The organism is Tardiphaga sp. P4_G1, from assembly GCF_056401215.1.
This window is the reverse complement of sequence record NZ_JBFUJU010000003.1, coordinates 228,161-248,487: the sequence shown is the minus strand read 5'-3', so window position 1 is coordinate 248,487 and position 20,327 is coordinate 228,161. Positions and strand designations below refer to the sequence as shown.

18 protein-coding genes and 1 tRNA gene are annotated in these 20,327 nt (G+C 63.7%); 12 read left to right on the top strand and 7 right to left on the bottom strand.

The window, feature by feature from the left end; genetic code table 11:
• Positions 1 to 8: 8 nt before the first annotated feature.
• Both rutD and AC1DUY_RS08820 read left to right on the top strand, forming a co-directional pair.
• Positions 9 to 809, top strand: coding sequence for a pyrimidine utilization protein D (gene rutD, locus AC1DUY_RS08825; protein ID WP_276509765.1), 801 nt, complete (start codon positions 9 to 11; stop codon positions 807 to 809).
• Positions 806 to 1,618 (top strand): ABC transporter ATP-binding protein, encoded by an 813-nt coding sequence (locus AC1DUY_RS08820; RefSeq protein WP_478113670.1) that lies wholly within the window; start codon positions 806 to 808, stop codon positions 1,616 to 1,618. Before rutD ends, AC1DUY_RS08820 begins: the two co-directional genes overlap by 4 nt.
• 56 nt (positions 1,619 to 1,674) lie before the next feature.
• Here AC1DUY_RS08820 and AC1DUY_RS08815 read toward each other — a convergent pair.
• The 4 genes from AC1DUY_RS08815 to AC1DUY_RS08800 all read right to left on the bottom strand — a co-directional run bounded on the left by AC1DUY_RS08815 (position 1,675) and on the right by AC1DUY_RS08800 (position 5,594).
• A tRNA-Thr gene (locus AC1DUY_RS08815) sits at positions 1,675 to 1,750 on the bottom strand.
• A gap of 154 nt (positions 1,751 to 1,904) precedes the next feature.
• The gene (locus tag AC1DUY_RS08810; protein ID WP_478113668.1) at positions 1,905 to 3,620 is read right to left on the bottom strand and encodes a heme biosynthesis HemY N-terminal domain-containing protein; all 1,716 of its coding nucleotides are present in this window, start codon (positions 3,618 to 3,620) and stop codon (positions 1,905 to 1,907) included.
• 7 nt (positions 3,621 to 3,627) lie between these two features.
• Positions 3,628 to 4,791 (bottom strand): COG4223 family protein, encoded by a 1,164-nt coding sequence (locus AC1DUY_RS08805; RefSeq protein ID WP_478113666.1) that lies wholly within the window; start codon positions 4,789 to 4,791, stop codon positions 3,628 to 3,630.
• Between the two features lie 56 nt (positions 4,792 to 4,847).
• Positions 4,848 to 5,594, bottom strand: a complete 747-nt coding sequence (locus tag AC1DUY_RS08800) for a uroporphyrinogen-III synthase (protein WP_478113664.1) — start codon at positions 5,592 to 5,594, stop codon at positions 4,848 to 4,850.
• A 145-nt stretch (positions 5,595 to 5,739) separates the two neighbouring features.
• Here AC1DUY_RS08800 and tsaD point away from each other — a divergent pair, with 145 nt between their 5' ends.
• Genes tsaD through AC1DUY_RS08780 form a run of 4 tightly spaced genes read left to right on the top strand, consistent with a single transcriptional unit; the run spans position 5,740 to position 8,899 of the window.
• Complete coding sequence (tsaD, locus tag AC1DUY_RS08795) at positions 5,740 to 6,813, top strand: tRNA (adenosine(37)-N6)-threonylcarbamoyltransferase complex transferase subunit TsaD (protein WP_120288082.1); 1,074 nt, start codon at positions 5,740 to 5,742, stop codon at positions 6,811 to 6,813.
• A 10-nt stretch (positions 6,814 to 6,823) separates the two neighbouring features.
• Positions 6,824 to 7,804, top strand: coding sequence for an NAD(P)H-dependent glycerol-3-phosphate dehydrogenase (locus tag AC1DUY_RS08790; protein ID WP_478113662.1), 981 nt, complete (start codon positions 6,824 to 6,826; stop codon positions 7,802 to 7,804).
• A gap of 7 nt (positions 7,805 to 7,811) precedes the next feature.
• Complete coding sequence (locus tag AC1DUY_RS08785) at positions 7,812 to 8,225, top strand: EVE domain-containing protein (protein WP_320446078.1); 414 nt, start codon at positions 7,812 to 7,814, stop codon at positions 8,223 to 8,225.
• Entirely contained in the window at positions 8,222 to 8,899 is a 678-nt protein-coding gene (locus AC1DUY_RS08780) for a class I SAM-dependent methyltransferase (RefSeq protein WP_478113659.1), read from the top strand. The genes AC1DUY_RS08785 and AC1DUY_RS08780 overlap by 4 nt, the downstream gene beginning before the upstream one ends.
• Here the strand turns inward: AC1DUY_RS08780 and AC1DUY_RS08775 are convergent, their stop codons facing one another.
• A complete protein-coding gene (locus tag AC1DUY_RS08775; RefSeq protein ID WP_478113657.1) occupies positions 8,900 to 10,006 on the bottom strand; it encodes a DNA topoisomerase IB in 1,107 nt (368 codons plus the stop codon). It abuts the gene before it with no gap.
• 351 nt (positions 10,007 to 10,357) lie between these two features.
• Here AC1DUY_RS08775 and acs point away from each other — a divergent pair, with 351 nt between their 5' ends.
• The 3 genes from acs (at position 10,358) to AC1DUY_RS08760 (ending at position 14,256) form a co-directional block, all read left to right on the top strand.
• Entirely contained in the window at positions 10,358 to 12,307 is a 1,950-nt protein-coding gene (gene acs / locus AC1DUY_RS08770; protein WP_478114029.1) for an acetate--CoA ligase, read from the top strand.
• 38 nt (positions 12,308 to 12,345) lie between these two features.
• Positions 12,346 to 13,467, top strand: a complete 1,122-nt coding sequence (locus tag AC1DUY_RS08765; RefSeq protein ID WP_309941645.1) for a Kelch repeat-containing protein — start codon at positions 12,346 to 12,348, stop codon at positions 13,465 to 13,467.
• 273 nt (positions 13,468 to 13,740) lie between these two features.
• Positions 13,741 to 14,256 (top strand): L,D-transpeptidase, encoded by a 516-nt coding sequence (locus AC1DUY_RS08760; RefSeq protein WP_175369311.1) that lies wholly within the window; start codon positions 13,741 to 13,743, stop codon positions 14,254 to 14,256.
• Between the two features lie 63 nt (positions 14,257 to 14,319).
• On the opposite strand, the gene AC1DUY_RS08755 is transcribed toward AC1DUY_RS08760, so the two are convergent.
• Together AC1DUY_RS08755 and AC1DUY_RS08750 are read right to left on the bottom strand one after the other, a co-directional pair.
• Positions 14,320 to 14,835, bottom strand: coding sequence for a thermonuclease family protein (locus AC1DUY_RS08755; protein WP_478113654.1), 516 nt, complete (start codon positions 14,833 to 14,835; stop codon positions 14,320 to 14,322).
• Positions 14,836 to 14,946: 111 nt separating this feature from the next.
• Positions 14,947 to 15,177, bottom strand: a complete 231-nt coding sequence (locus AC1DUY_RS08750; protein ID WP_115033144.1) for a DUF1674 domain-containing protein — start codon at positions 15,175 to 15,177, stop codon at positions 14,947 to 14,949.
• Positions 15,178 to 15,372: 195 nt separating this feature from the next.
• Between AC1DUY_RS08750 and AC1DUY_RS08745 the strand changes: the two genes are divergently transcribed.
• The 3 genes from AC1DUY_RS08745 to purH all read left to right on the top strand — a co-directional run bounded on the left by AC1DUY_RS08745 (position 15,373) and on the right by purH (position 20,281).
• The gene (locus tag AC1DUY_RS08745) at positions 15,373 to 16,713 is read left to right on the top strand and encodes an RsmB/NOP family class I SAM-dependent RNA methyltransferase (protein WP_478113652.1); all 1,341 of its coding nucleotides are present in this window, start codon (positions 15,373 to 15,375) and stop codon (positions 16,711 to 16,713) included.
• A 183-nt stretch (positions 16,714 to 16,896) separates the two neighbouring features.
• Complete coding sequence (locus AC1DUY_RS08740; protein ID WP_089263676.1) at positions 16,897 to 18,588, top strand: heparinase II/III family protein; 1,692 nt, start codon at positions 16,897 to 16,899, stop codon at positions 18,586 to 18,588.
• A gap of 100 nt (positions 18,589 to 18,688) precedes the next feature.
• Complete coding sequence (purH, locus tag AC1DUY_RS08735) at positions 18,689 to 20,281, top strand: bifunctional phosphoribosylaminoimidazolecarboxamide formyltransferase/IMP cyclohydrolase (protein WP_320446082.1); 1,593 nt, start codon at positions 18,689 to 18,691, stop codon at positions 20,279 to 20,281.
• Positions 20,282 to 20,327 lie beyond the last annotated feature (46 nt).

Here is a 20,327-nt window from a genome sequence, read left to right as displayed (position 1 = left end):
GACAACCCATGCCCTATGCAAGCGGCGCTGACGCCGACATCTATTACGAAACTCATGGACACGGAACGGCGATCCTCATGTCGGCCGGCATGGGCGGCAGCGGATCGTTCTGGGCGCCGCAGGTCACAGCACTCGCGCAGCGCCACCAGGTCATCCTCTACGACCACGTCGGCACCGGCCGCAGTGCTGCAAACAGCGCACCACCACGATCGATTGCGGGCATGGCCGACGACATCGCGCACGTACTCGACCACGCCGGTGTCAGCAACGCACATGTGGTGGGGCATGCCATCGGCGGCATCGTCGGAATTGAACTTGCCCTGCGCGACCCCGCGCGCTTGCGCAGCCTGGTGGTGGTGAACGGCTGGGGCCGGGCCGATCCGTTCCTGCGGCGCTGTTTTGAAGTGCGCAAACAGATCCTGAATCAGTCCGGCCCGAAAGCCTATGTGCGGGCGCAGCCGCTGTTTCTTTATCCGCCACGATGGATTTCCGACAACGCCGCGCAGCTCGACGCGGAAGAAGAGCGCATCCTCGCGCACTTCCCGACAGCGGCGACGATGAATGCGCGGATCGACATGTTTCTCGCCTTCGACCCCGGCGACGCTCTCGCGACCATTGCAACGCCGACACTGCTGGCCTCATCGCGGGACGACAGCCTGGTGCCGGCCTATCTCTCGCAACAACTGGCTGCCGCCATTCCGGGCGCGCGCGTTCGCGAAGTGGAATGGGGCGCCCATGCCTTCACCGCCGTGATACCCGATGTTTTCAATAACATGCTGCTCGGCTTCTGCAGCGAGGTGGACGCATGAACGCCATGATACCAATCGCCACGTCGTCGTCCACATCCGCTGTGCTCAAGGCCGAACAGGTCGGCGCATCCTTCGGAAGCGGCAAGCAATATGTCGAGGCCATCCGCGACGTCAGCTTCGAACTGCGGCAGGGCGAAACCCTGGCCATCGTCGGCCCGTCCGGCTGCGGCAAGTCCACATTGTTCAATGTCATCGCCGGTTTGCTGAAGCCGACGCGTGGCCATGTCGAGGTTGCAGGCATCCGCGTCGACGATGCCGCAGGGCACGTCGGCTACATGCTTCAGAAGGATCTGCTGCTGCCGTGGCGGTCCGTCATCGACAATGTGATGCTCGGTTTGGAAGTGCGCGGCGCGCCGCGGCAGACGTCGCGCGACATTGCCATGAAACTGATCCGCGCCTACGGCCTGGCCGGTTTCGAACATGCCAAGCCCGCAACCTTGTCAGGCGGCATGCGCCAGCGCGTGGCCATCATGCGCACGCTGGCGTTCGATCCGCAGGTGATCCTGCTGGATGAGCCGTTCTCGGCGCTGGATTTCCAGACCCGCCTGCTGCTGCAGGCCGACGTGTCACGCATCATCGCCGAAAACGGCAAGAGCGCCATTCTGGTCACCCATGACATCGGCGAAGCCATCGCCATGGCCGATCGCGTTCTGGTGCTCAGCGCACGCCCGGCGACCGTGCGGGCGCTGCATGTCATCGATCTGCCCAAAGCAGGCCGCGATCCCGTAGCGCTGCGCACCGACGCTGCCTTCCAGGCCTATTTCGCCAAGATCTGGGCCGACCTGGAAATGCCTGCCACCGCCGCGTAAGGCACCAAAGCTGCGACTGACTGTTGCGACTGAAACGGATCGCGCCGGAGCGCAATTGGTGCCGCAAACAGGACTCGAACCTGTGACCCCGTCATTACGAATGACGTGCTCTACCAACTGAGCTATTGCGGCGAACCAAGCGGCGATTCGGCTTTTCGGCCGAAAACGCTGGGGCATCTGATATCGCCCGGGGCGTTGCTTTGCAAGAAGCGGCGGCGAATCTGGCGACCGAAAAGCGCGACCAACCACCCACTGAAACCGGCCATTTGGGCCTGAATCGGGGCTGTTATCCGCCCCAGCGCCGTAGAAACCCGCGCCAACCGCCCTGTTGCTGGCCTGCATTCAGCTCGGCGAATTCATCGCGATAATCGTCCGCCTCGTCCACGCCCGGATCGTCCGGGGGCCTGACGATGGGAATGACGGCCGGAATAGCCACCGCGGGCTTCACGGCGCTGGCGATATCGCTGCGGTCGCGGAACAGCGGTGGCGGCGCGGGGGCCGGTTTCGGGAGCGGCGGCGGCGCTTCGGCGGGCTCGGGCGCGGCATCGGCCACCGGCTCGGGCTGTGCTGGTACTTCAGGTTCCACCGCGAGGTCCTGAGCCGGCGCGGAGGGTGTGACTTCGACCGGCACGGGCACCACGGGTTTTGGCATCGCGGGCGGCGGAGCCAGCACGGTTTCGCGCAAAATCTCGGTCTCGATCGTCGAGGCCCTGTCCGACGGCAGTGCGGCCAGCGGCGTCTGCCACTGGAACGCATCAATTCGGCCGGTAACCGGCGACACCGGCCGCCAGCGATCCGACACATAGCCGTCCGCCGTCCAGACCGGATCATGCAACGCGCGCACGGCACGCAATGTCCAGGCGCGGGCACGGCCGCTGTCGCCATGTTCGGTACGTTCGATTTCCGCCATCAGCATCGCAACGCGCTGGGTGGAGTCGGCCGTGAACGGCGCCAGTGCTTCGCGGGCGCGCGTGAATTCGGCGGCATCGATGGCCGCGCGGGCGATCGCCAGCGCACCTTCGATATGGCCTGGTGCTTTCGACGCCAGCGTCTCGACACGCACCAGCCGCTGCCGCGCGGAATCGCCGAGCTTCACATGGGCATAAGCGTCGGCGAGATCCGGATGCGGCTGCGCCAGCCACGCTGTCTCGATGATCTTCATTGCCCGACGAGTCTGATGCGCCTCGCTCTGGAATCGGCTAGCGAGAACGGCGGCTGGCACCAAAGTTGGCGCAAGCTTGATCGCCTCGGTCACGCTGTCGCGGGACAGATCGCGATCCTGTGTCTCAAGCTCCAGCGCACGCGCGGTGAGCAGCACACCGCGCTGCCGACGAAACGCCGCGCGATCGATCAGACCAGAGGCAAAATTGTTGTCGAGGATTTTCAACGCGCCGGTCCAATCGCTCTGCGCGCAGCGGAAGCCAAGCACGGCTTGCGACGCCCATGTCGATGCCGGCGATAATTTAAGCGCTTCTTCGGCGATCGTTACGGCAGCAACGGGATCGTCGCTGCGCTGCGCTTCGATGAACAGACCGCGCAGACCCAGCAGCCGCGTATCGCCACGCTCAGCCATCGCCTGAAACGCACGATGCGCACCGGCGCGATCGCCATCGAGCTGGGCGGACTGGGCATGCAGCAACAGAGCGAGCGGATCGTCAGTCGTCAAACGTTTGGCGATATCGGCATGACGCCGCGCGGCGTGCCCATCGCCCTGCCCGATCGCCAGCAGACCATGCGTGATGGCCTGACGTCCGCGCGCCTGACGCTTTTCATGGCGACGACGGCGCATTCGCTTCGGCGCGCCCCACAAACCACGCAGGAGCGACCAGGCGAACACCACCGCGACGATTGTCAGGCCGAGCACCAGCACAAACACCGGCACCGACGGCGAAGCGCGCCAGACGCCCCAGGATATAACGACATCGCCGGGCTGATCGGCGACCCAGGCGGCGCCAGCGGCCGCAAGTGCTATCAACACAAGAAACAGAATAATGCGGAACATCGGATTCCTATGGCGCCGGTTTGGAAAGCGCCGCCATCGCGTCGGCTGCGAATTGACGTGAAGCCGCCAGCGCTGCATCGCGCATATCGACTCTATCGAGCCAGGGCTGAACCACGGCACGATCCGCCGGCGACAGCGTCAGCAACTCACGCCTGGCCGTGGCGATATCGTTGTTGCGCGCAGCCGCAGACGCGCGTGACACAGCGCCGCTGTCGCTACCTGCGCCGACAGCGTCGGTGCGCTCGATGCGCACCAGCTTGGCCGCGCCGGCCTGCAGACGATCCATGAAACCTGCGCCTACCGCAGGCGTGTCCGCCGGCGCGGGTGTGAGCTTCGGTAACACTGCAAGCAGTTCACGGCTGAGTGCGACTGCGTTTGGTACGCCCGTCATTGCAAACGCATCGAGCGGCTTCAGCTGATTGGCATTGCCGGCAAGCGGTTTGACCGCCGCAAGCGCCGTCGCAAAGGGCTCACCTTGACGCACCGACGTATCGAGCAACGACGCCGCAACGACACGGCGCAAGACCGTGTCATCGACAGGTTTGGTATTCTGTTGGGCGGCCGAAGACTTCAACTCGCCGGCTGCACGTTCGATCTGCCCGAGCCGCTCATTGATCGGCCCGAGATCGACCACACCGGTCGCGGTGCGCGGCGCGGATTTGAGTTGATTGAGATCGGCAACGACACGATCCGATTGCGTCTTCGCGGCAGTGAGATCGCCACGCAATCCCGCGATGGATTTCTCGAGCGTATCGATCCGCGTTACCAGACCGGTATCCGGCGCAGCGCGCGGGCGTGCTTCGATCTGTGCAATGCGAGAGGTCAGCGCATCGACATCTGTCTTGTCGCTCGAAGCAATGCCGCTCAGGCCGAACCATGCAATTCCGGCGACAAGCGCACCGGCAACCGCGCCAACGGCGGCGGGAACCAGGACAGGTGCACGCGCAGGCGAGACGGGCGCCTGCTTTTCAACCGCAGCCTCCGCGGCGGGCTCGGACGGCGGCATGTCCGACGGTGCGGTATCGACGGACTCCGATGCTGTTTCCGGTACCGCAGGCTCCGCTGCAGCCGGACGCTCGGTGACCTCGGCAGCCGTCAATTCGATGGTTGGCGGCGGCCGCTTGGGCCGACCGGCATCCGGAGACGATCCCGTCTCATTATCGTCGGCCATGGCGTCGGTTCCCTCGTGACATGCCCGATCCCTACCGGGATTTGGTCACAGCAGTCTTAACGCGATAATGGCGCGATGGCACGGTCCAGCGCCGCGAACAGGGCATTTTCGTCCGGGGTCTGCGCCACCACGACCTGGCTGGCTCCGGCATCATGCGCAATCGTACCGACCGCAGCTGAAAGGCAATAGTGTGGAACTGCGAGGGCAGCGATCTCGACGCCCGATAAGCCCACCGCCTGGAAGAATGCCCGCGCGCTCCGCCGCGAATAATGCAGCACGGCCTCGATTCTGCCGGCCACGAAGGCCGCAGCAACATCATCCGGCAGATCGGCCACCGGCATCATCCGGTAGGTGGTTTGTGTCACCACCGTGAAACCACGCGCACCGAGTTCGCCAGCGAGATCCCGCGCAAGATCGGCGCCGGCCAGATAAAGGAGCGGGCGGGTCTTGTTCAGCAGCTTGCTCTTGCTGCTCTCCGTCAATAGGTCCCGCAGCGCCGCAGCATCACCTTCGGCGGACACGACCTTGGCAAAGCCGAGATCGCGCGCGGCCTCTGCGGTCCGGTCACCGACCGCGAACAGCGGCAGGTGAAGCAGGGTTGCTTGCACCGGCTGATCGGCGAGTGCGCGTAGCGCATTGGCCGACGTCACGATCACCGCGCCGAAATCCGCATCCGAATCGATGGACAGCATCACCTTTTCGAAGCGCAGCATCGGCGCCGCCAGCACCTCGAAGCCCCGCGCGCGCAAGACGGCGACGGTGCGGGTAGTGTCCGGCTGCGGGCGAGTGACGAGAATAGCCATATCTGAGGTCCGGTTTCGGGGGTCTCGCATGCCACGCAGGGCATCGAGTGATTGCACCTTGCAACCCCGCAATGCTACGCCGGGGACAGGAAAAGCCCGGATTTGGCTGATTTAGCAAGGACCGATAGTGACCATCGACCAACCGATGCTGGTGCTGGGAATCGAGACGACCTGCGATGAGACCGCGGCCGCCGTTATCGAACGCCAGCCCGACGGCAGCGGCAAGATCCTGTCCAATATCGTCCATTCGCAGATCGGCGACCACGCGCCCTATGGCGGCGTGGTGCCCGAGATCGCCGCGCGCGCCCATATCGACCTGCTCGACGGCATCGTCGGCCGCGCCATGAAGGACGCCGACGTCAATTTCGCGCAACTGAGCGGTGTGGCCGCAGCCGCCGGACCCGGCCTGATTGGCGGCGTCATTGTTGGTCTCACCACCGCAAAAGCCATAGCCATGGTGCATGACACCCCGCTGGTGGCCGTGAACCATCTCGAAGCCCATGCGCTGACGCCGCGGCTGACCACTTCCTTGGCGTTTCCGTATTGCCTGTTTCTCGTTTCCGGCGGTCATACCCAGATCGTCGCGGTGCTCGGCGTCGGCCACTATGTCCGGCTCGGCACCACCGTCGATGACGCCATGGGCGAAGCCTTCGACAAGGTCGCAAAGATGCTCGGCCTGCCCTATCCCGGCGGTCCGCAAGTGGAGCGGGCCGCTGCCGGTGGCGATCCCAAGCGCTTTGCGTTTCCGCGGCCGATGCTTGGCCGGCCCGATGCGAATTTTTCGCTGTCAGGTCTCAAGACTGCGGTACGCAACGAGGCCAGCCGGCTCATTCCTTTGGAAGAGCAGGACATCGCGGATCTCTGCGCCAGCTTCCAGGCGGCGGCGCTGGAATCGACGGCGGATCGATTGAGCGTCGGCCTCAGATTGTTCGAAGACCAATTCGGCCCGCCGCATGCACTGGTCGCGGCAGGGGGTGTCGCCTCCAACCAGGCGATCCGCGGTGCGCTGCAGGCCGTGGCCGCAAAAGCGCAGACCACGCTGATCATCCCGCCGCCGGCACTGTGCACCGACAACGGCGCGATGATCGCCTGGGCCGGCGCAGAGCGCCTTGCGCTGGGACTCACCGACACGATGGAAGCACCGCCCCGCGCGCGCTGGCTGCTCGACGCTGACGCCAAGGCGCCGGCAGGCCATTCCAAATCCCGCGCGGCTTACTGACGGGAACATCATGGCCGACTTAAACTCTGTGGCGGTGATCGGCGCTGGTGCTTACGGCACGGCGCTGGCCGATGTCGCGGCGCGCGCCGGCCGCGAAACCGTGCTTTATGCACGCTCGACTGCAGCCGCCGAACTGATGCAGGTATCGCGCGCCAATCCGCGACTGCCCAGCGCTGCCATCGATGACTCTGTCTTCGTCACCGCCGATCTTTCGCTGGCAGCGCGCGCCGATATCATTCTGCTCGCCGTCCCGTCGCAACAGTTGCGCGAGGCATTGACGGCGCTCGCGCCGCTATTGCCGGCAGGCGTTCCGGTGGTCGCCTGCGCCAAGGGCATCGAGCGCGGCAGCCACAAATTCATGACGGAAGTCATCGCCGACGTCGCACCGCATGCGATTCCTGCCATTCTGTCGGGACCGAATTTCGCTGACGATGTCGCAGCTGGCTTGCCCACGGCCGTGACGCTCGCTTGCGCCGACGAGGATGTCGCTGTCGCACTCGTGCAGGCCTTGGGTTCGGCGACGTTCCGTCCCTATCACTCCACCGATGTGCGCGGCGTCGAGATCGGCGGCGCGGCGAAGAACGTACTGGCGATCGCCGCAGGCATCGTCGCCGGCAAGGAACTGGGCGCCTCGGCCCTCGCGGCACTCACCACGCGCGGCTTCAGCGAATTACTGCGACTAGGCATCGCATGCGGCGCGCGCACCGAGACGCTGTCGGGCCTGTCAGGATTGGGCGACCTGATCCTGAGCTGTTCGAGCGCGCAGTCGCGCAATTTTTCACTCGGCGTGGCACTCGGCCGCGGCGAGCAGCCGGCGCGCGGCAAACTTGCCGAAGGTGAGTTCACGGCGCCGGTGCTGATCGAACTTGCGACGTCGAAGGGCGTCGATATGCCGGTGGCGAAAGCCGTGGCAGCGATCTTGGCCGGCAAAGCGACCATCGATCAGGTCATCGAGGGCCTGCTGACGCGGCCATTCAAGGCAGAAGGTTAGAGACGGGATGAAATACTGGCTGGTGAAATCCGAGCCTTCGGTGTGGTCGTGGGACCAGCAGGTGGCGAAAGGCAACAAGGGCGAAGCCTGGACTGGCGTACGCAACCACAGCGCCAAGCTCAACATGATCGCCATGAGGAAAGGCGACCGCGCCTTCTTCTACCATTCCAACGAAGGCAAGGAGGTCGTCGGGATCGTCGAGATCGTGAAAGAGCACTATCCCGATCCGACCGATGAATCCGGCAAGTTCGTCTGCGTCGATATCGCCGCCGACAAGCCTTTGAAGACACCGGTGACGCTCGTTGCCGTGAAGGCCGAGAAGAAGCTCGCCGAGATGGCGCTGCTGAAACTGTCGCGGCTCTCGGTGCAGCCGGTGACCGCGGAGGAGTGGAAGCTCGTCTGCAAAATGGGCGGATTGTGAGCGCCGACGGCGCGGTCAATCTTGCAATCACTGACCCCGTTGCTTTCATTCGCGCCAATACGCGCCTGCTGCCGGTGCCGCTAGTGCCGGAGATCGTGCTGCACACAGCCGACGAGGCCGTACCGCTGTGGAGCAAGACTGAGGAAGAACTCGGCGAAGCCGGACTGCCGCCACCGTTCTGGGCCTTCGCCTGGGCCGGCGGACAGGCACTGGCGCGCTTTGTTATCGATCATCCCGGGCATGTTGCTGAAAAGACCATCATCGATTTCGCAACAGGATCGGGGCTGGTGGCTATCGCCGCGATGAAAGCCGGGGCAAGCAGCGTCTTCGCCTATGACATCGACGCCTTTGCGCGCACGGCCATCGCACTGAACGCGGCTGAAAATGGCGTTACGATCAATGCTCGCGGTGACGATCTGCTCGGCGGCTCATCTGTCCCGCCCGCACAAACGATTCTGGCAGGCGATATTTTCTATGAACGCGACACCGCAGAGCGCGCCTTTGCATTTCTTTCAGAGCAAGCGGCGCGCGGTTCAACGGTCCTGATCGGCGACCCCGGCCGCAGCTATCTGCCGAAAGACAAGTTGCGCAAGCTCGCGGAATACAGAGTGCCCGTGACGCGCGATCTTGAAGATGCAGAGATCAAGAACACGGCGGTGTGGACGCTGGCCTAACTACCCCGCCTCAGCCACCACCTGCGCCAGAAGCTGCTCGCGTTTCGATTGCGAGCGATAGCCCGTTTGCGTCGCGGCGATGCGCGCGAGGACGCCGTCCTCGAAGGCGGTGACGATGGTATCGTGCACATAGCTCTTGCGGCAGATCGCCGCCGTGTTCTGCAATTCGTCCGCCGCCGACCGCACGGCTTCGAGCACCTGCTTCCTGCGCCCGCGCTCACTGGCTGCCGGCTCTATCCGTGACAGGGTTTCAGCCACCGTCGCCGACGCCATCAACGTGCGGAAATCCTTCAGTGAAATCTTGATGCCGGCGATATCGCGCAGGAAGGCGTTCACTGCTGCCGTGTTGACCTTGTGAATGCGGCCAGCATTGTCGCGATACTGGAACAGGCGTTTGCCCGGCACGTCGTGCAGGATACCAATCGCGCGGACGAGCTTCGACGCATTGGACTCCTTGCGCACTGCCTTGCCGCCCTTGGCCTTGAAGGTGAGCACGATGCAATCGTCTTCGAGCTGCACGTTCGACTTCATCAGCGTAGTAGCGCCGCGGGTGCCCGACAGCTTCATGTAGCTCTCATTGCCGGCACGGATCGCGGTCCGCGTGACCAGTTCGATGACAGCGGCGAGCGCGAACTCACGCGTCGGCTCGTCGCCAGCCAGAAGCGCCGAGACGTTGCGGCGGATCTTCGGCAGTGCCGCCACCAGCTTCGCCAGCCGATGCGCCTTGCGCTGCTCGCGGACCTTCTCCCAATCCGAGTGATAGCGGTATTGCAGGCGGCCGGCCGCGTCGCGGCCTACGGCCTGCAAATGAGACGTAGGATCAGCGGCATAGCGGACCTCGGCATAGGCCGGGGGCACCGCCATGGAGTTCAGCCGCTTGATCGTGCCGATATGCTTGATCGGGGTGCCGTTGGCCCTGACGAAGGAATAAGATTGTCCGCGCTTGAGCCGGCGGATCGTCAGCTCAGACTGATCTCCAAGCTTCAGGCCCATTTCACGGGCCAAAACCTCCACGCTCGCGGGGCTTGGCTTGGCCATACGGCCTGGCCGCGCGACGGAACGGGCGGAAACGGCCCGGGAAGGCGCGAAATTCTGCTGTTCCATCATAGTGTTATCTGCCTCGTCGGCCCTGTGTCTCTGCTAATGCCGTTTATTGATTTTTGGTTCCGGGCCGCTTGGCCGTCCCTGCGAGGGCGATTTAGGGGCTTCCCGCAACTATTGCGAGTCCACAGGTACGCAATTTCGGTTACTGGTTACCGTTTAGCGCCCGAATTGGCTTTATGATGAAATTTCCGAGCCGTCAAAACGCGAACGTGATCAGGGCTGCGACCTTGCGGACCGACCAAAGGCCTAGTCCGTCCCCGCTTGTCCAGCTATCTCGCGCCGGCGCATATTGCGCGCAACGAGAACCGGCTGGCGGCGAATTCGCGCAGCGGTCGCACGGTGGTGGAGGGGACGATGTCCGACAAGATTTACGACGTACCGGCTGAGTGGACGACGCGCGCCTTCGTCGATGACGCGAAATACAATGAGATGTATGCGCGCTCGATCAGCGATTCCAACGGCTTCTGGGCCGAGCAGGCCAAGCGCCTCAACTGGAGCCACGCCCCCACCAAGATCGAAAACACGTCCTTTGCCCCAGGCAAGATCTCGATCAAGTGGTTCGAGGATGGCGTATTGAACGCCGCCTATAATTGCATCGACCGCCATCTACCGAAGCGCGCCAACCAGACCGCGATCATCTGGGAAGGCGACGACCCCTCGCAGTCGAAGCACATCAGCTATCAGGAACTGCACGACGAAGTTTGCAAGATGGCCAACGTGTTGCGCAACCGCAATGTCGGCAAAGGCGACCGCGTCACCATCTATCTGCCGATGATTCCGGAAGCCGCTTACGCGATGCTGGCCTGCGCGCGCATCGGCGCGGTCCATTCAGTGGTCTTCGCCGGTTTCTCGCCGGACTCGCTGGCGCAGCGCATCACTGACTGCCAGTCGAAGATCATCATCACCGCCGATGAAGGCCTGCGCGGCGGCAAGAAGGTGCCGCTAAAGAACAATGTCGATGCCGCGGTCGCCAAGGCCGGCGGTGTCGACTGGGTCGTCGTCGTCAAGCACACCGGCACACCGGTGAACATGGATCCCGCCCGTGACTTCTGGTACCGCGAAGCCGCCGAAGTCGTGACCACCGAATGCCCCTGCGAGCCGATGAATGCGGAAGATCCGCTGTTCATCCTCTACACGTCGGGCTCCACCGGCCAGCCCAAGGGCGTGCTGCACACCACTGGCGGCTATCTGCTGTTCGCCTCGATGACGCATCAATACGTGTTCGACTATCACGAGGGTGATGTCTACTGGTGCACCGCCGACGTCGGCTGGGTGACCGGTCACAGCTACATTCTCTACGGGCCGCTGGCCAACGGCGCGACCACGCTGATGTTCGAAGGCGTGCCGAACTATCCGTCGATGTCGCGGTTCTGGGAAGTGATCGACAAGCATCAGGTCAACATCTTTTACACCGCGCCAACCGCGATCCGCGCGCTGATGCAGGCCGGCGACGAGCCGGTGAAGAAAACCTCGCGCAAGAGCCTGCGATTGCTAGGATCGGTCGGCGAGCCGATCAATCCGGAAGCCTGGGAGTGGTACTATCACGTGGTCGGCGAGGCGCGTGCGCCCATCGTCGACACCTGGTGGCAGACCGAGACCGGCGGCATTCTCATCACGCCTCTGCCCGGCGCCACGAAACTGAAGCCGGGTTCGGCGACGCGGCCGTTCTTTGGTGTCGTCCCCGAGATCGTCGATGCCGATGGCAAGGTGCTGGAGGGCGAGACCTCGGGCAATCTCTGCATCGCCAAGTCATGGCCTGGCCAGATGCGGACGGTCTATGGCGATCACGCCCGTTTCGAACAGACCTATTTCTCGACCTACAAGAACAAGTACTTCACCGGCGACGGCTGCCGCCGCGATGCCGACGGTTATTACTGGATCACCGGCCGCGTCGACGACGTCATCAATGTCTCCGGCCACCGCATGGGCACCGCGGAAGTGGAATCGTCGCTGGTCGCACATGAGAAAGTGTCAGAAGCCGCCGTGGTCGGCTATCCGCACGATATCAAGGGCCAGGGCATCTACGCTTATGTCACGTTGATGAACGGCGTCGAGCCGACTGAAGAGCTGCGCAAGGAGCTGGTGGCCTGGGTTCGCAAGGACATCGGCCCGATCGCCTCGCCGGACCTGATCCAGTTCGCACCGGGTCTACCAAAGACCCGCTCCGGCAAGATCATGCGTCGCATCCTGCGCAAGATCGCCGAAGACGAACCGTCATCTCTGGGTGATACATCGACACTGGCCGATCCCGCCGTGGTCACCGACCTCGTCGAGCATCGGCAGAACAAGAAGCCGGGGGCGTAACCGCTCGCCCAATCTGTTGGCAAACACGGAGTGATGTGGTGGATCGTCGGTCATTCGTGTTGGGAAGTGCTGCAGTTGTTGCGGGCGGAGCCTCCGCCCGTGCGCAACATGCCGGTCATCCCGCATTGCCTGCGGCACCATCGTCGAAAGAGCCCTACGCCAAATTGCAAGGCGGCGTACCGCATCACATGACGCCCGAGCAGGAGGCGCAGCGCGTCACAGAGAGTCCGGCGCCGAAAGGGCCGCAAGGAAAGTGGATATCGCGTGCGGCACTGCCGTTGCCGCGCAGCGAGATGGCCTGGGCGACATCATGGGCCGATCGTATGCATATCGTCGGCGGCTACGGCGAAGGCCGTGTCGACCGCCCCTATCACCATGTCTACGATCCCGCTTCAGATCAGTGGCTCGACGCAGCGCCCCTGCCGCGCGGCGCCAATCACGTCTCGGTCGCCGCCGATGCCGGACGGGTCTATGCGCTTGGCGGCTTCATGCAGCAGAACCGCGGCTCGGATCAGAACGCCTATGCCTATGATGTCGCTGCCAATCGCTGGGATACGATCGCGCCCTTGCCGCGACCACGCGGTGCCGGCGCTGCCGTTGCGCTGAACGGCAAAATCCATCTGATCGGCGGCGCGTCGGAACCTGCGGCAGAGCGCGCCAGTGTCAGTTGGCACGAAGTCTATGATCCCAAGACCGACAAATGGGAGAGCCGCAAGGCACTGCCCGGTGCGCGCGACCATGTCGGCTGCGTCGCCACGCGCGGCGTGATCCATGTGATCGGCGGGCGTTTCAATACGTTCGAGTACAATACCGATCTGCACCATGTGTATCTGCCCGAGCGCGACACATGGGAGCTGCGCGCCGCACTGCCGACGACCCGTTCGGGCCATGGTCTTGTGGTGTATCGCGACCGGCTGTTCGCCATGGGCGGCGAATCCGGCGTGGTGCAGAACGGCCAGCTCACCCAAGGCAAGGTGTACGGACAGATGGAAAGCTACGACCCGGCCTCCGACACCTGGCAGAGCCACGCGCCGATGCTGACCCCGCGCCATGCGGTCGGCGCGACAGTTATTGGTGACTGGATCTATGTGGCCGGTGGCGGCGCTGTCCTCGGCGGCGCGGTACAATCCGCCGTCCATGAGGCCTTTACGCTGGCCTAGTGACCTCCAACGCATTGCATCTGGCTGGCCTCACGCGATTGTCAGGGCCGGATGGCCACCCCCGGCCAATTTAGAGCGAGTGTTGTTTTCCGGGCATTTACTTTGTTCAGCGGATTTCCTCTTTAGGCGCTCGTTGGCGCACTCCCCCGCGCTGGCAGAGACCGGTTGTTTACGCGACTGGTTGAGAATTTCCCGTGTGCAATTGTTTTCGTCGCCTTGAGAGGCGGCACGACCTCGTCGGCCGCTACCGGCCGGGCCGAACTGGAGAGATCGATGTCCTTGAAGATTGCTAGTGCGCTGGCAGCCACCGTTGTCGTTGGCGCCCTGATGTCCCCCACCGCGCAGGCAGCGCCCAATGTGGTCGGCTTCCACGGCGACTATGCCCCCGGCACCATCGTCGTGAAGACCAATGAGCGTAAGCTCTATCTCGTGCTCGAACAGGGTCAGGCCGTGCGCTATCCCGTCGGTGTCGGCAAGCCCGGCAAACAGTGGGCCGGCGCCACCAAGATCGACGGCAAGTACCGCCAGCCGGCCTGGGCTCCGCCAGCCGACGTCAAGCGTGACAATCCGAATATCCCCGATGTGATTGCGGGCGGTTCGCCAGCTAATCCGATGGGCGTTGCAGCGATGACCCTTGCCGGCGGCGAATATGCCATCCACGGCACCAACCGCCCCAATTCGATCGGCGGCTATGTCTCTTACGGTTGCGTCCGCATGTACAACGAAGACATCACCGACCTCTATTCGCGCGTCTCGGTCGGCACGCCTGTGATCGTCACCCAGCGCTGATCGCTGGCAGCTTCGCTATTCTGAAAAGCCGCGCATGATGCGCGGCTTTTTGTTTTGCTGATCTCAGCGGCTATCGCACCAGCCGCTACGATGACCGCCACCATACGGGCGCGCGTGCCCTGCGTTGAGCATTGCTGCAGACACGTTGGGCGTTTGCCTGGTCGCTACATCGGCGACCACGCGGCCGGGATATTTGTCAGGCCCGATATTGTAGATCGTGAGGCTTCCCTCGCGGAGCAACTTGGTCAGTGCAGCCGTCGCGGTTTCTGCTTTCTGGATCTCGCGCGCGCATTGCCCCTTCAGTTCCGGCGCATCGATGCCACGCAAACGAATGCGCACACTGACGTCCTCGCCGGACCCAAGATGCACGCGCGCGCCAAAAGTATCGCCGTCAATGGCATAGCGCATCTCGATCGGGTAGCGCGCCTCAGCATTGCCGGCGCGCCTGACGATCGCCTCGGAATCGCGGGCGGCCTCGGTCTGATCCGCGCCGGGCAGGAACGGCAGCCAACGCTTCACCGGCAGCATGGTGCCGGCGGCCAGGCCAAGCACGAATACCCACGGCATCGCCGCGGACATGCGGGATCGCCACGGCGACGCACGGTGAATGCGCGATGCTGGGGTCATCGTCCTGCGATAATGTGAGTCGAAACAACCAGCCAGAAGAATCTGGCTCAGTGATCCGAAGAGTTAGAAGTCGGACGCAATGCCCTTACGCTCCCAGTCGCCAAAGCGCGTGGGCTCCGGGCCTTCAGGTCCCTGGAACTCTTTCGCTTTCGCCGCAGTATGTGCTGCTGCAGCTGCAGCCCGACGTTCTTCTGCCTCGGCCAGCGCGCGCTGCGCGGCGGGCGTCAAAACTTTCTTCGGTGCCGGCTCAGGCTCCGGCAAAGACGTTGCGGACTCGGAAGGAATGTCGTTCATCTCAGGTTTCCTGCTGAACCGGCAAGGGCGGCACGCGTTACATAAATCAATGTCGAACAGTTGCCGTTCGACTGTGAGCATATAAGGGCGATTCTTACATTTGGCATATTCGCATGCGACAGAATCGCTCCCATCCAATGGCCGCATGCTGAGCCTGCCCGCGCCATTGCCCGCCCTCCGTCGTGATGTTTTCGCATGTCGCAAGTAAGATACGCACCGCCAACCGAGGTCCCCGGCCTCGCCGCGCGACGGATTGCGGCGGATATTCTCGACGGCGTCTTGCACAAGCATCGGACCCTCGACGACCAGCTCGAAGGCGCCGCGGCCCATCCCGGCCTGAAAACGCTATCCGACCGCGACCGCGCGCTGATGCGACGTCTGGTTGCGACGATCCTGCGCAGACTCGGCACGCTCGGGCATATTCTCTCCCGCCTGCTCGACCGTGGTGTTCCCACCGATGCCCCGCGTGCGCAAAGTGCGCTCCTGATCGGCGCTGCCCAGATCCTCTGGATGGATGTGCCGGATCACGCTGCCGTCGACCTCTCGGTCCGCATGGTGCAATCCGACCGCCGCGCCGCGAAATATGCCGGACTGGTCAATGCCGTATTGCGGCGCTGCGCGCGAGAAGGCCAGCCGCTGATCGACGAAGTTGCCGCCCAGACTCTCGACATCCCGCCCTGGCTGATGGCGCGCTGGACGGCCCATTACGGCGAGACGGCCGCGAAGGAAATGGCCGTGGCGCTGAGCCATGAGCCATCGCTCGATCTCACCGTCAAATCCGAAGCCGATGCCTGGGCCACGCGCCTGCATGGCGAAGTGCTCCCCACAGGCTCCGTCCGAACCCTGCTGCAGGGCTCGGTGACCATGCTGCCCGGCTTCGATGACGGCCAGTGGTGGGTACAGGACGCCGCGGCGGCACTGCCGGCACGACTGTTCGGCGACCTCAAGGGCAAACGCATCGTCGATCTCTGCGCCGCGCCGGGCGGCAAGACTGCACAATTGGTCCAGGGCGGCGCGCAGGTCACTGCTATCGACCGCTCGCCGAACCGTGTGGCACGGCTGCGCGAAAATCTGGCGCGGCTGTCGCTCGAGGCCGAAACCGTCGTCGTCGACGGCACCGAATATCCCGGCGAGGGTTTTGACGGCGTGTTGCTGGACGCGCCCTGCTCCTCGACTGGCACGATCCGGCGGCATCCCGACGTCGCCTGGCTGAAACAGGACTCCGACATCGTCATGCTGACGGCGCTGCAGCGGCGCCTGCTGCAGAAGGCGGCTTCCATCCTGAAGCCCGGCGGAACCCTGGTCTATTGCACCTGTTCGCTGGAGCCAGAAGAAGGCGAACAAGCCATCGCCGACCTGCTGGCCAAGGATTCCAGTATGCGCCGCGCCCCCGCCGACGCCAGTGAAGTGGCCGGTCTTGCCGAGATCGTCACCCCCGAGGGCGATCTGCGCACTTTGCCGAGCCATCTGCCCCATGCCGATCCTCGGCTCGGCGGGCTCGACGGCTTCTATGCGGCGCGACTCATTAAATCCTGATATTCACAGAGTAATCTCCCGATTCGCGAGGCTTCCACAGGAAGCTTCCTTGTACTGTGTGCGGATCGCGTTTCCGGCTAAAAGGATTCGCAACAACCCTTTCTCTTCCAGTTCAAGGCGCGCGTGGTCGCACATCGCAGACGTATCTCGGGGCTGATCCTCGGCCGCTTCGCGCGGAGCGCGATGTCGCGCGCGTCCGGCGGATCGGCAGCGCTGGCCCGGCTCTGGCCCGGACGCACCGATCGCCTGATCATCGCTCCGCATGACCTGCGCACCACCGACGCCACCCGCGCCGCCGAAATCTATGCCGGGCGCTTCGTCTTTGCCGGCAAGATCGTCACCTGCCACGGTCGCTCGATCTTCGATCTGGAGCCGCCATCGGAAGACTGGGAAGTTTCACTGCTCGGCTTCGGCTGGCTCCGCCATCTGCGCGCCGCCGACACCGCCATCACCCGCGCCAATGCGCGCTCGCTGATCGACGACTGGATGTCGAATACGTCGCGCAAGCGCCCGGTCGGACGCCGCGCCGACGTCATCGCCCGCCGTGTGATCTCGCTGCTATCGCAGGCGCCGCTGGTACTCGGCGATACCGACGGCAAATTCTATCGCCGCTATCTGCGCTCGCTCAGCCGCGAGATCCGCTCGCTACGCTACGCGCTGTCGCATGCACCCGACGGCGTGCCAAAGCTGCAGGTACTGATTGCGCTGTGTTACGCATCCCTCTGCCTCGCCAATCAGGCGCGCCACATCCGCACTGCGACGCGCAAACTCTCCGACGAATTGCAGCGCCAGATTCTACCGGACGGCGGGCATATCTCGCGCAATCCGGGCGCGTTGATCGAATTGCTGATCGATCTGCTGCCGCTGCGGCAGACCTTTGCCGCGCGCAACATCGCGCCACCGCCGGCGCTACTGAATGCGATCGATCGCATGATGCCGATGCTGCGATTCTTCCGTCATGGCGACGGCTCGTTCGCACTGTTCAACGGTATGAGCAATGCGCCATCGCATCTGCTGGCGACGCTGCTGGCCTATGACGACACGCATGGCGTGCCGATGGCGCATATGCCGCATACCGGCTTCCAGCGTCTCGAGGCCGGTCAGATGACCGTGATCATCGACACCGGCCCGCCACCACCGTCCAGTGTGAGCCACGACGCCCATGCCGGTACTTTGTCGTTCGAACTGTCGTCCGGCCCGAGCCGCATCGTCATCAATTGCGGCATGCCGTCGACCGGGCGCGACAACTGGCGCGCTTTCGCGCGCGGCACGCCCGCGCATTCGACGATGACCTATCACAACACCTCGTCGTGCCAGTTCGTCGAACGCAGCGCGATGAAGAAGTTTCTGCAGGGCGCGCCGATCGTCAATGGCCCGCATGTGGTGGAGAGCTATCGCGAGATCACCTCGAACGGCACCATCCTGACCACCGCGCATGACGGCTATCACCCACGCTTCGGTGTCACGCATCGGCGCGTGCTGATGATCTCCGAGGACGGTTCGAAACTCGAGGGCGAGGACATCGTCGCGGCGGCGCCCGGCGCGCGGCTGAAAGGCAGTAATACCGACTACGCCTTGCGCTTCCATCTGCACCCGTCGGTAAAGGCCAGCCGGCTCAGCGACGCCCGCGGCGTCATGCTGGTATTGCCGAACCGCGACGTCTGGACCTTCGAGGCGCTGGACGACAAGGTCGAGCTGGAGGACAGCGTGTTCCTGGCGGGCAATGACGGACCGCGCCGAACCGCCCAGATCGTGATCCACCAGAACGCGCAGCAGACCTCCAGCATCCGCTGGAGTTTTGCCCGCTCGGCCTCCTCGCCGTCGCAGACCACGGCCCGCCGCAACGCCCGCCGCGAGCCGGAATTGCCGTTGTAAATCAGGCCTTCACGACGAAATTGCTGGCATGCAAGCCCTTGCAGTTTCTTGCACCGCGAAACCATGCTACGCGGCATCCTTCTCCCACGGGATACGCATCATGACCGACCATCCGCGCAAGGTTACTCGCGCTCTATTGTCCGTTTCCGACAAGTCCGGACTGATCGAATTCGCGCGGGCGCTGTCCGCCCACGGCATCGACCTCGTCTCGACCGGCGGTACCGCCAAGGCGATCGCTGCGGCGGGCCTGAAGGTCTCCGACGTGTCCGACCTCACCGGCTTCCCGGAAATGATGGATGGCCGGGTCAAGACGCTGCATCCCAAGGTTCATGGCGGCCTGCTCGCGATCCGCGACAATGCCGAACACGCCAAGGCAATGAAGGATCACGGGATTTCGCAGATCGATCTGCTCGTCGTGAACCTCTACCCGTTCGAGGAGACCGTTGCGAAGAACGCCTCCTATGAGGATTGTATCGAGAATATCGACATCGGCGGTCCGGCAATGATCCGCGCGGCCTCCAAGAACCACGACGACGTCACCGTGGTCGTCGAGCCGTCGGACTATCAGTCGGTGCTCGACGAACTCGCGACCAACAAGGGCGCGACCACGCTAACGCTGCGCCGCCGCCTGACAGCCAAGGCTTATGCCCGCACTGCGGCCTATGACGCCGCGATCTCGAACTGGTTTGCCGATCAGTTGAAAATCGATGCGCCGGATTTCCGGGCTGTTGGCGGCAAGCTCGTCGAAGCGTTGCGTTACGGCGAGAACCCGCATCAGACCGCTGCGTTCTATCGCACGCCCGAACTGCGCCCCGGCGTATCCTCGGCGCGGCAGGTGCAGGGCAAGCAACTGTCCTACAACAATATCAACGACACCGATGCGGCCTATGAATGCATCGCCGAGTTCGATCCAAAGCGCACCGCAGCCTGCGTCATCGTCAAGCACGCCAACCCCTGCGGCGTGGCCGAAGGCAGCAACCTGATCGACGCCTATCGCAAGGCACTGGCCTGCGATTCTACTTCGGCCTTCGGCGGCATCATTGCCATGAACCGCACGCTGGACGCGGAGACCGCGCAGACCATCACCGAGATCCTGACCGAGGTGATCATCGCGCCGGACGCCACCGAAGAAGCAATCGCCATCATCGCCAAACGACGGAATATCCGCCTGCTGCTGGCAGGCAGTCTGCCTGATCCGCGCGCGCCAGGCCTGACCTACAAGACGGTGGCCGGCGGCCTGCTGGTGCAGAGCCGTGACAACGCGGTGGTCGATGACATGATCCTAAAGCCGGTTACCAAACGGCAGCCGACGGAAGCTGAATTGCGCGATCTCAAATTTGCATTCCGTGTGGCCAAGCATGTCAAATCGAACACGATCATTTACGCGAAAGACCTTGCCACCGTCGGTATCGGTGCAGGCCAGATGAGTCGGGTCGATTCCGCTCGGATTGCCGCACGTAAGGCGCAGGATGCTGCTGCCGAACTGAAACTCGCCGAGCCTATGACCAAAGGATCGGTCGTCGCATCAGATGCGTTCTTCCCCTTCGCCGACGGACTATTGGTGGCGATCGAGGCCGGAGCCACAGCCGTGATTCAGCCTGGCGGTTCGATCCGCGACGATGAAGTGATCAAGGCGGCGGATGACGCCGGAATCGCAATGGTGTTCACCGGCGTCCGCCACTTCAAGCACTAGTTGCGGCCATAAGGAGCCCCGGCTGCTAGCCAGCGGCCCACGGCCA

Coding starts and splice junctions, on each gene's coding strand:
- rutD (WP_276509765.1), top strand. CDS start 9: ATGCCCTATGCAAGCGGCGCTGACGCCGACATCTATTACGAAACTCAT.
- AC1DUY_RS08820 (WP_478113670.1), top strand. CDS start 806: ATGAACGCCATGATACCAATCGCCACGTCGTCGTCCACATCCGCTGTG.
- AC1DUY_RS08810 (WP_478113668.1), bottom strand. CDS start 3,620: ATGTTCCGCATTATTCTGTTTCTTGTGTTGATAGCACTTGCGGCCGCT.
- AC1DUY_RS08805 (WP_478113666.1), bottom strand. CDS start 4,791: ATGGCCGACGATAATGAGACGGGATCGTCTCCGGATGCCGGTCGGCCC.
- AC1DUY_RS08800 (WP_478113664.1), bottom strand. CDS start 5,594: ATGGCTATTCTCGTCACTCGCCCGCAGCCGGACACTACCCGCACCGTC.
- tsaD (WP_120288082.1), top strand. CDS start 5,740: ATGCTGGTGCTGGGAATCGAGACGACCTGCGATGAGACCGCGGCCGCC.
- AC1DUY_RS08790 (WP_478113662.1), top strand. CDS start 6,824: ATGGCCGACTTAAACTCTGTGGCGGTGATCGGCGCTGGTGCTTACGGC.
- AC1DUY_RS08785 (WP_320446078.1), top strand. CDS start 7,812: ATGAAATACTGGCTGGTGAAATCCGAGCCTTCGGTGTGGTCGTGGGAC.
- AC1DUY_RS08775 (WP_478113657.1), bottom strand. CDS start 10,006: ATGATGGAACAGCAGAATTTCGCGCCTTCCCGGGCCGTTTCCGCCCGT.
- acs (WP_478114029.1), top strand. CDS start 10,358: ATGTCCGACAAGATTTACGACGTACCGGCTGAGTGGACGACGCGCGCC.
- AC1DUY_RS08760 (WP_175369311.1), top strand. CDS start 13,741: ATGTCCTTGAAGATTGCTAGTGCGCTGGCAGCCACCGTTGTCGTTGGC.
- AC1DUY_RS08755 (WP_478113654.1), bottom strand. CDS start 14,835: ATGTCCGCGGCGATGCCGTGGGTATTCGTGCTTGGCCTGGCCGCCGGC.
- AC1DUY_RS08750 (WP_115033144.1), bottom strand. CDS start 15,177: ATGAACGACATTCCTTCCGAGTCCGCAACGTCTTTGCCGGAGCCTGAG.
- AC1DUY_RS08745 (WP_478113652.1), top strand. CDS start 15,373: ATGTCGCAAGTAAGATACGCACCGCCAACCGAGGTCCCCGGCCTCGCC.
- AC1DUY_RS08740 (WP_089263676.1), top strand. CDS start 16,897: ATGTCGCGCGCGTCCGGCGGATCGGCAGCGCTGGCCCGGCTCTGGCCC.
- purH (WP_320446082.1), top strand. CDS start 18,689: ATGACCGACCATCCGCGCAAGGTTACTCGCGCTCTATTGTCCGTTTCC.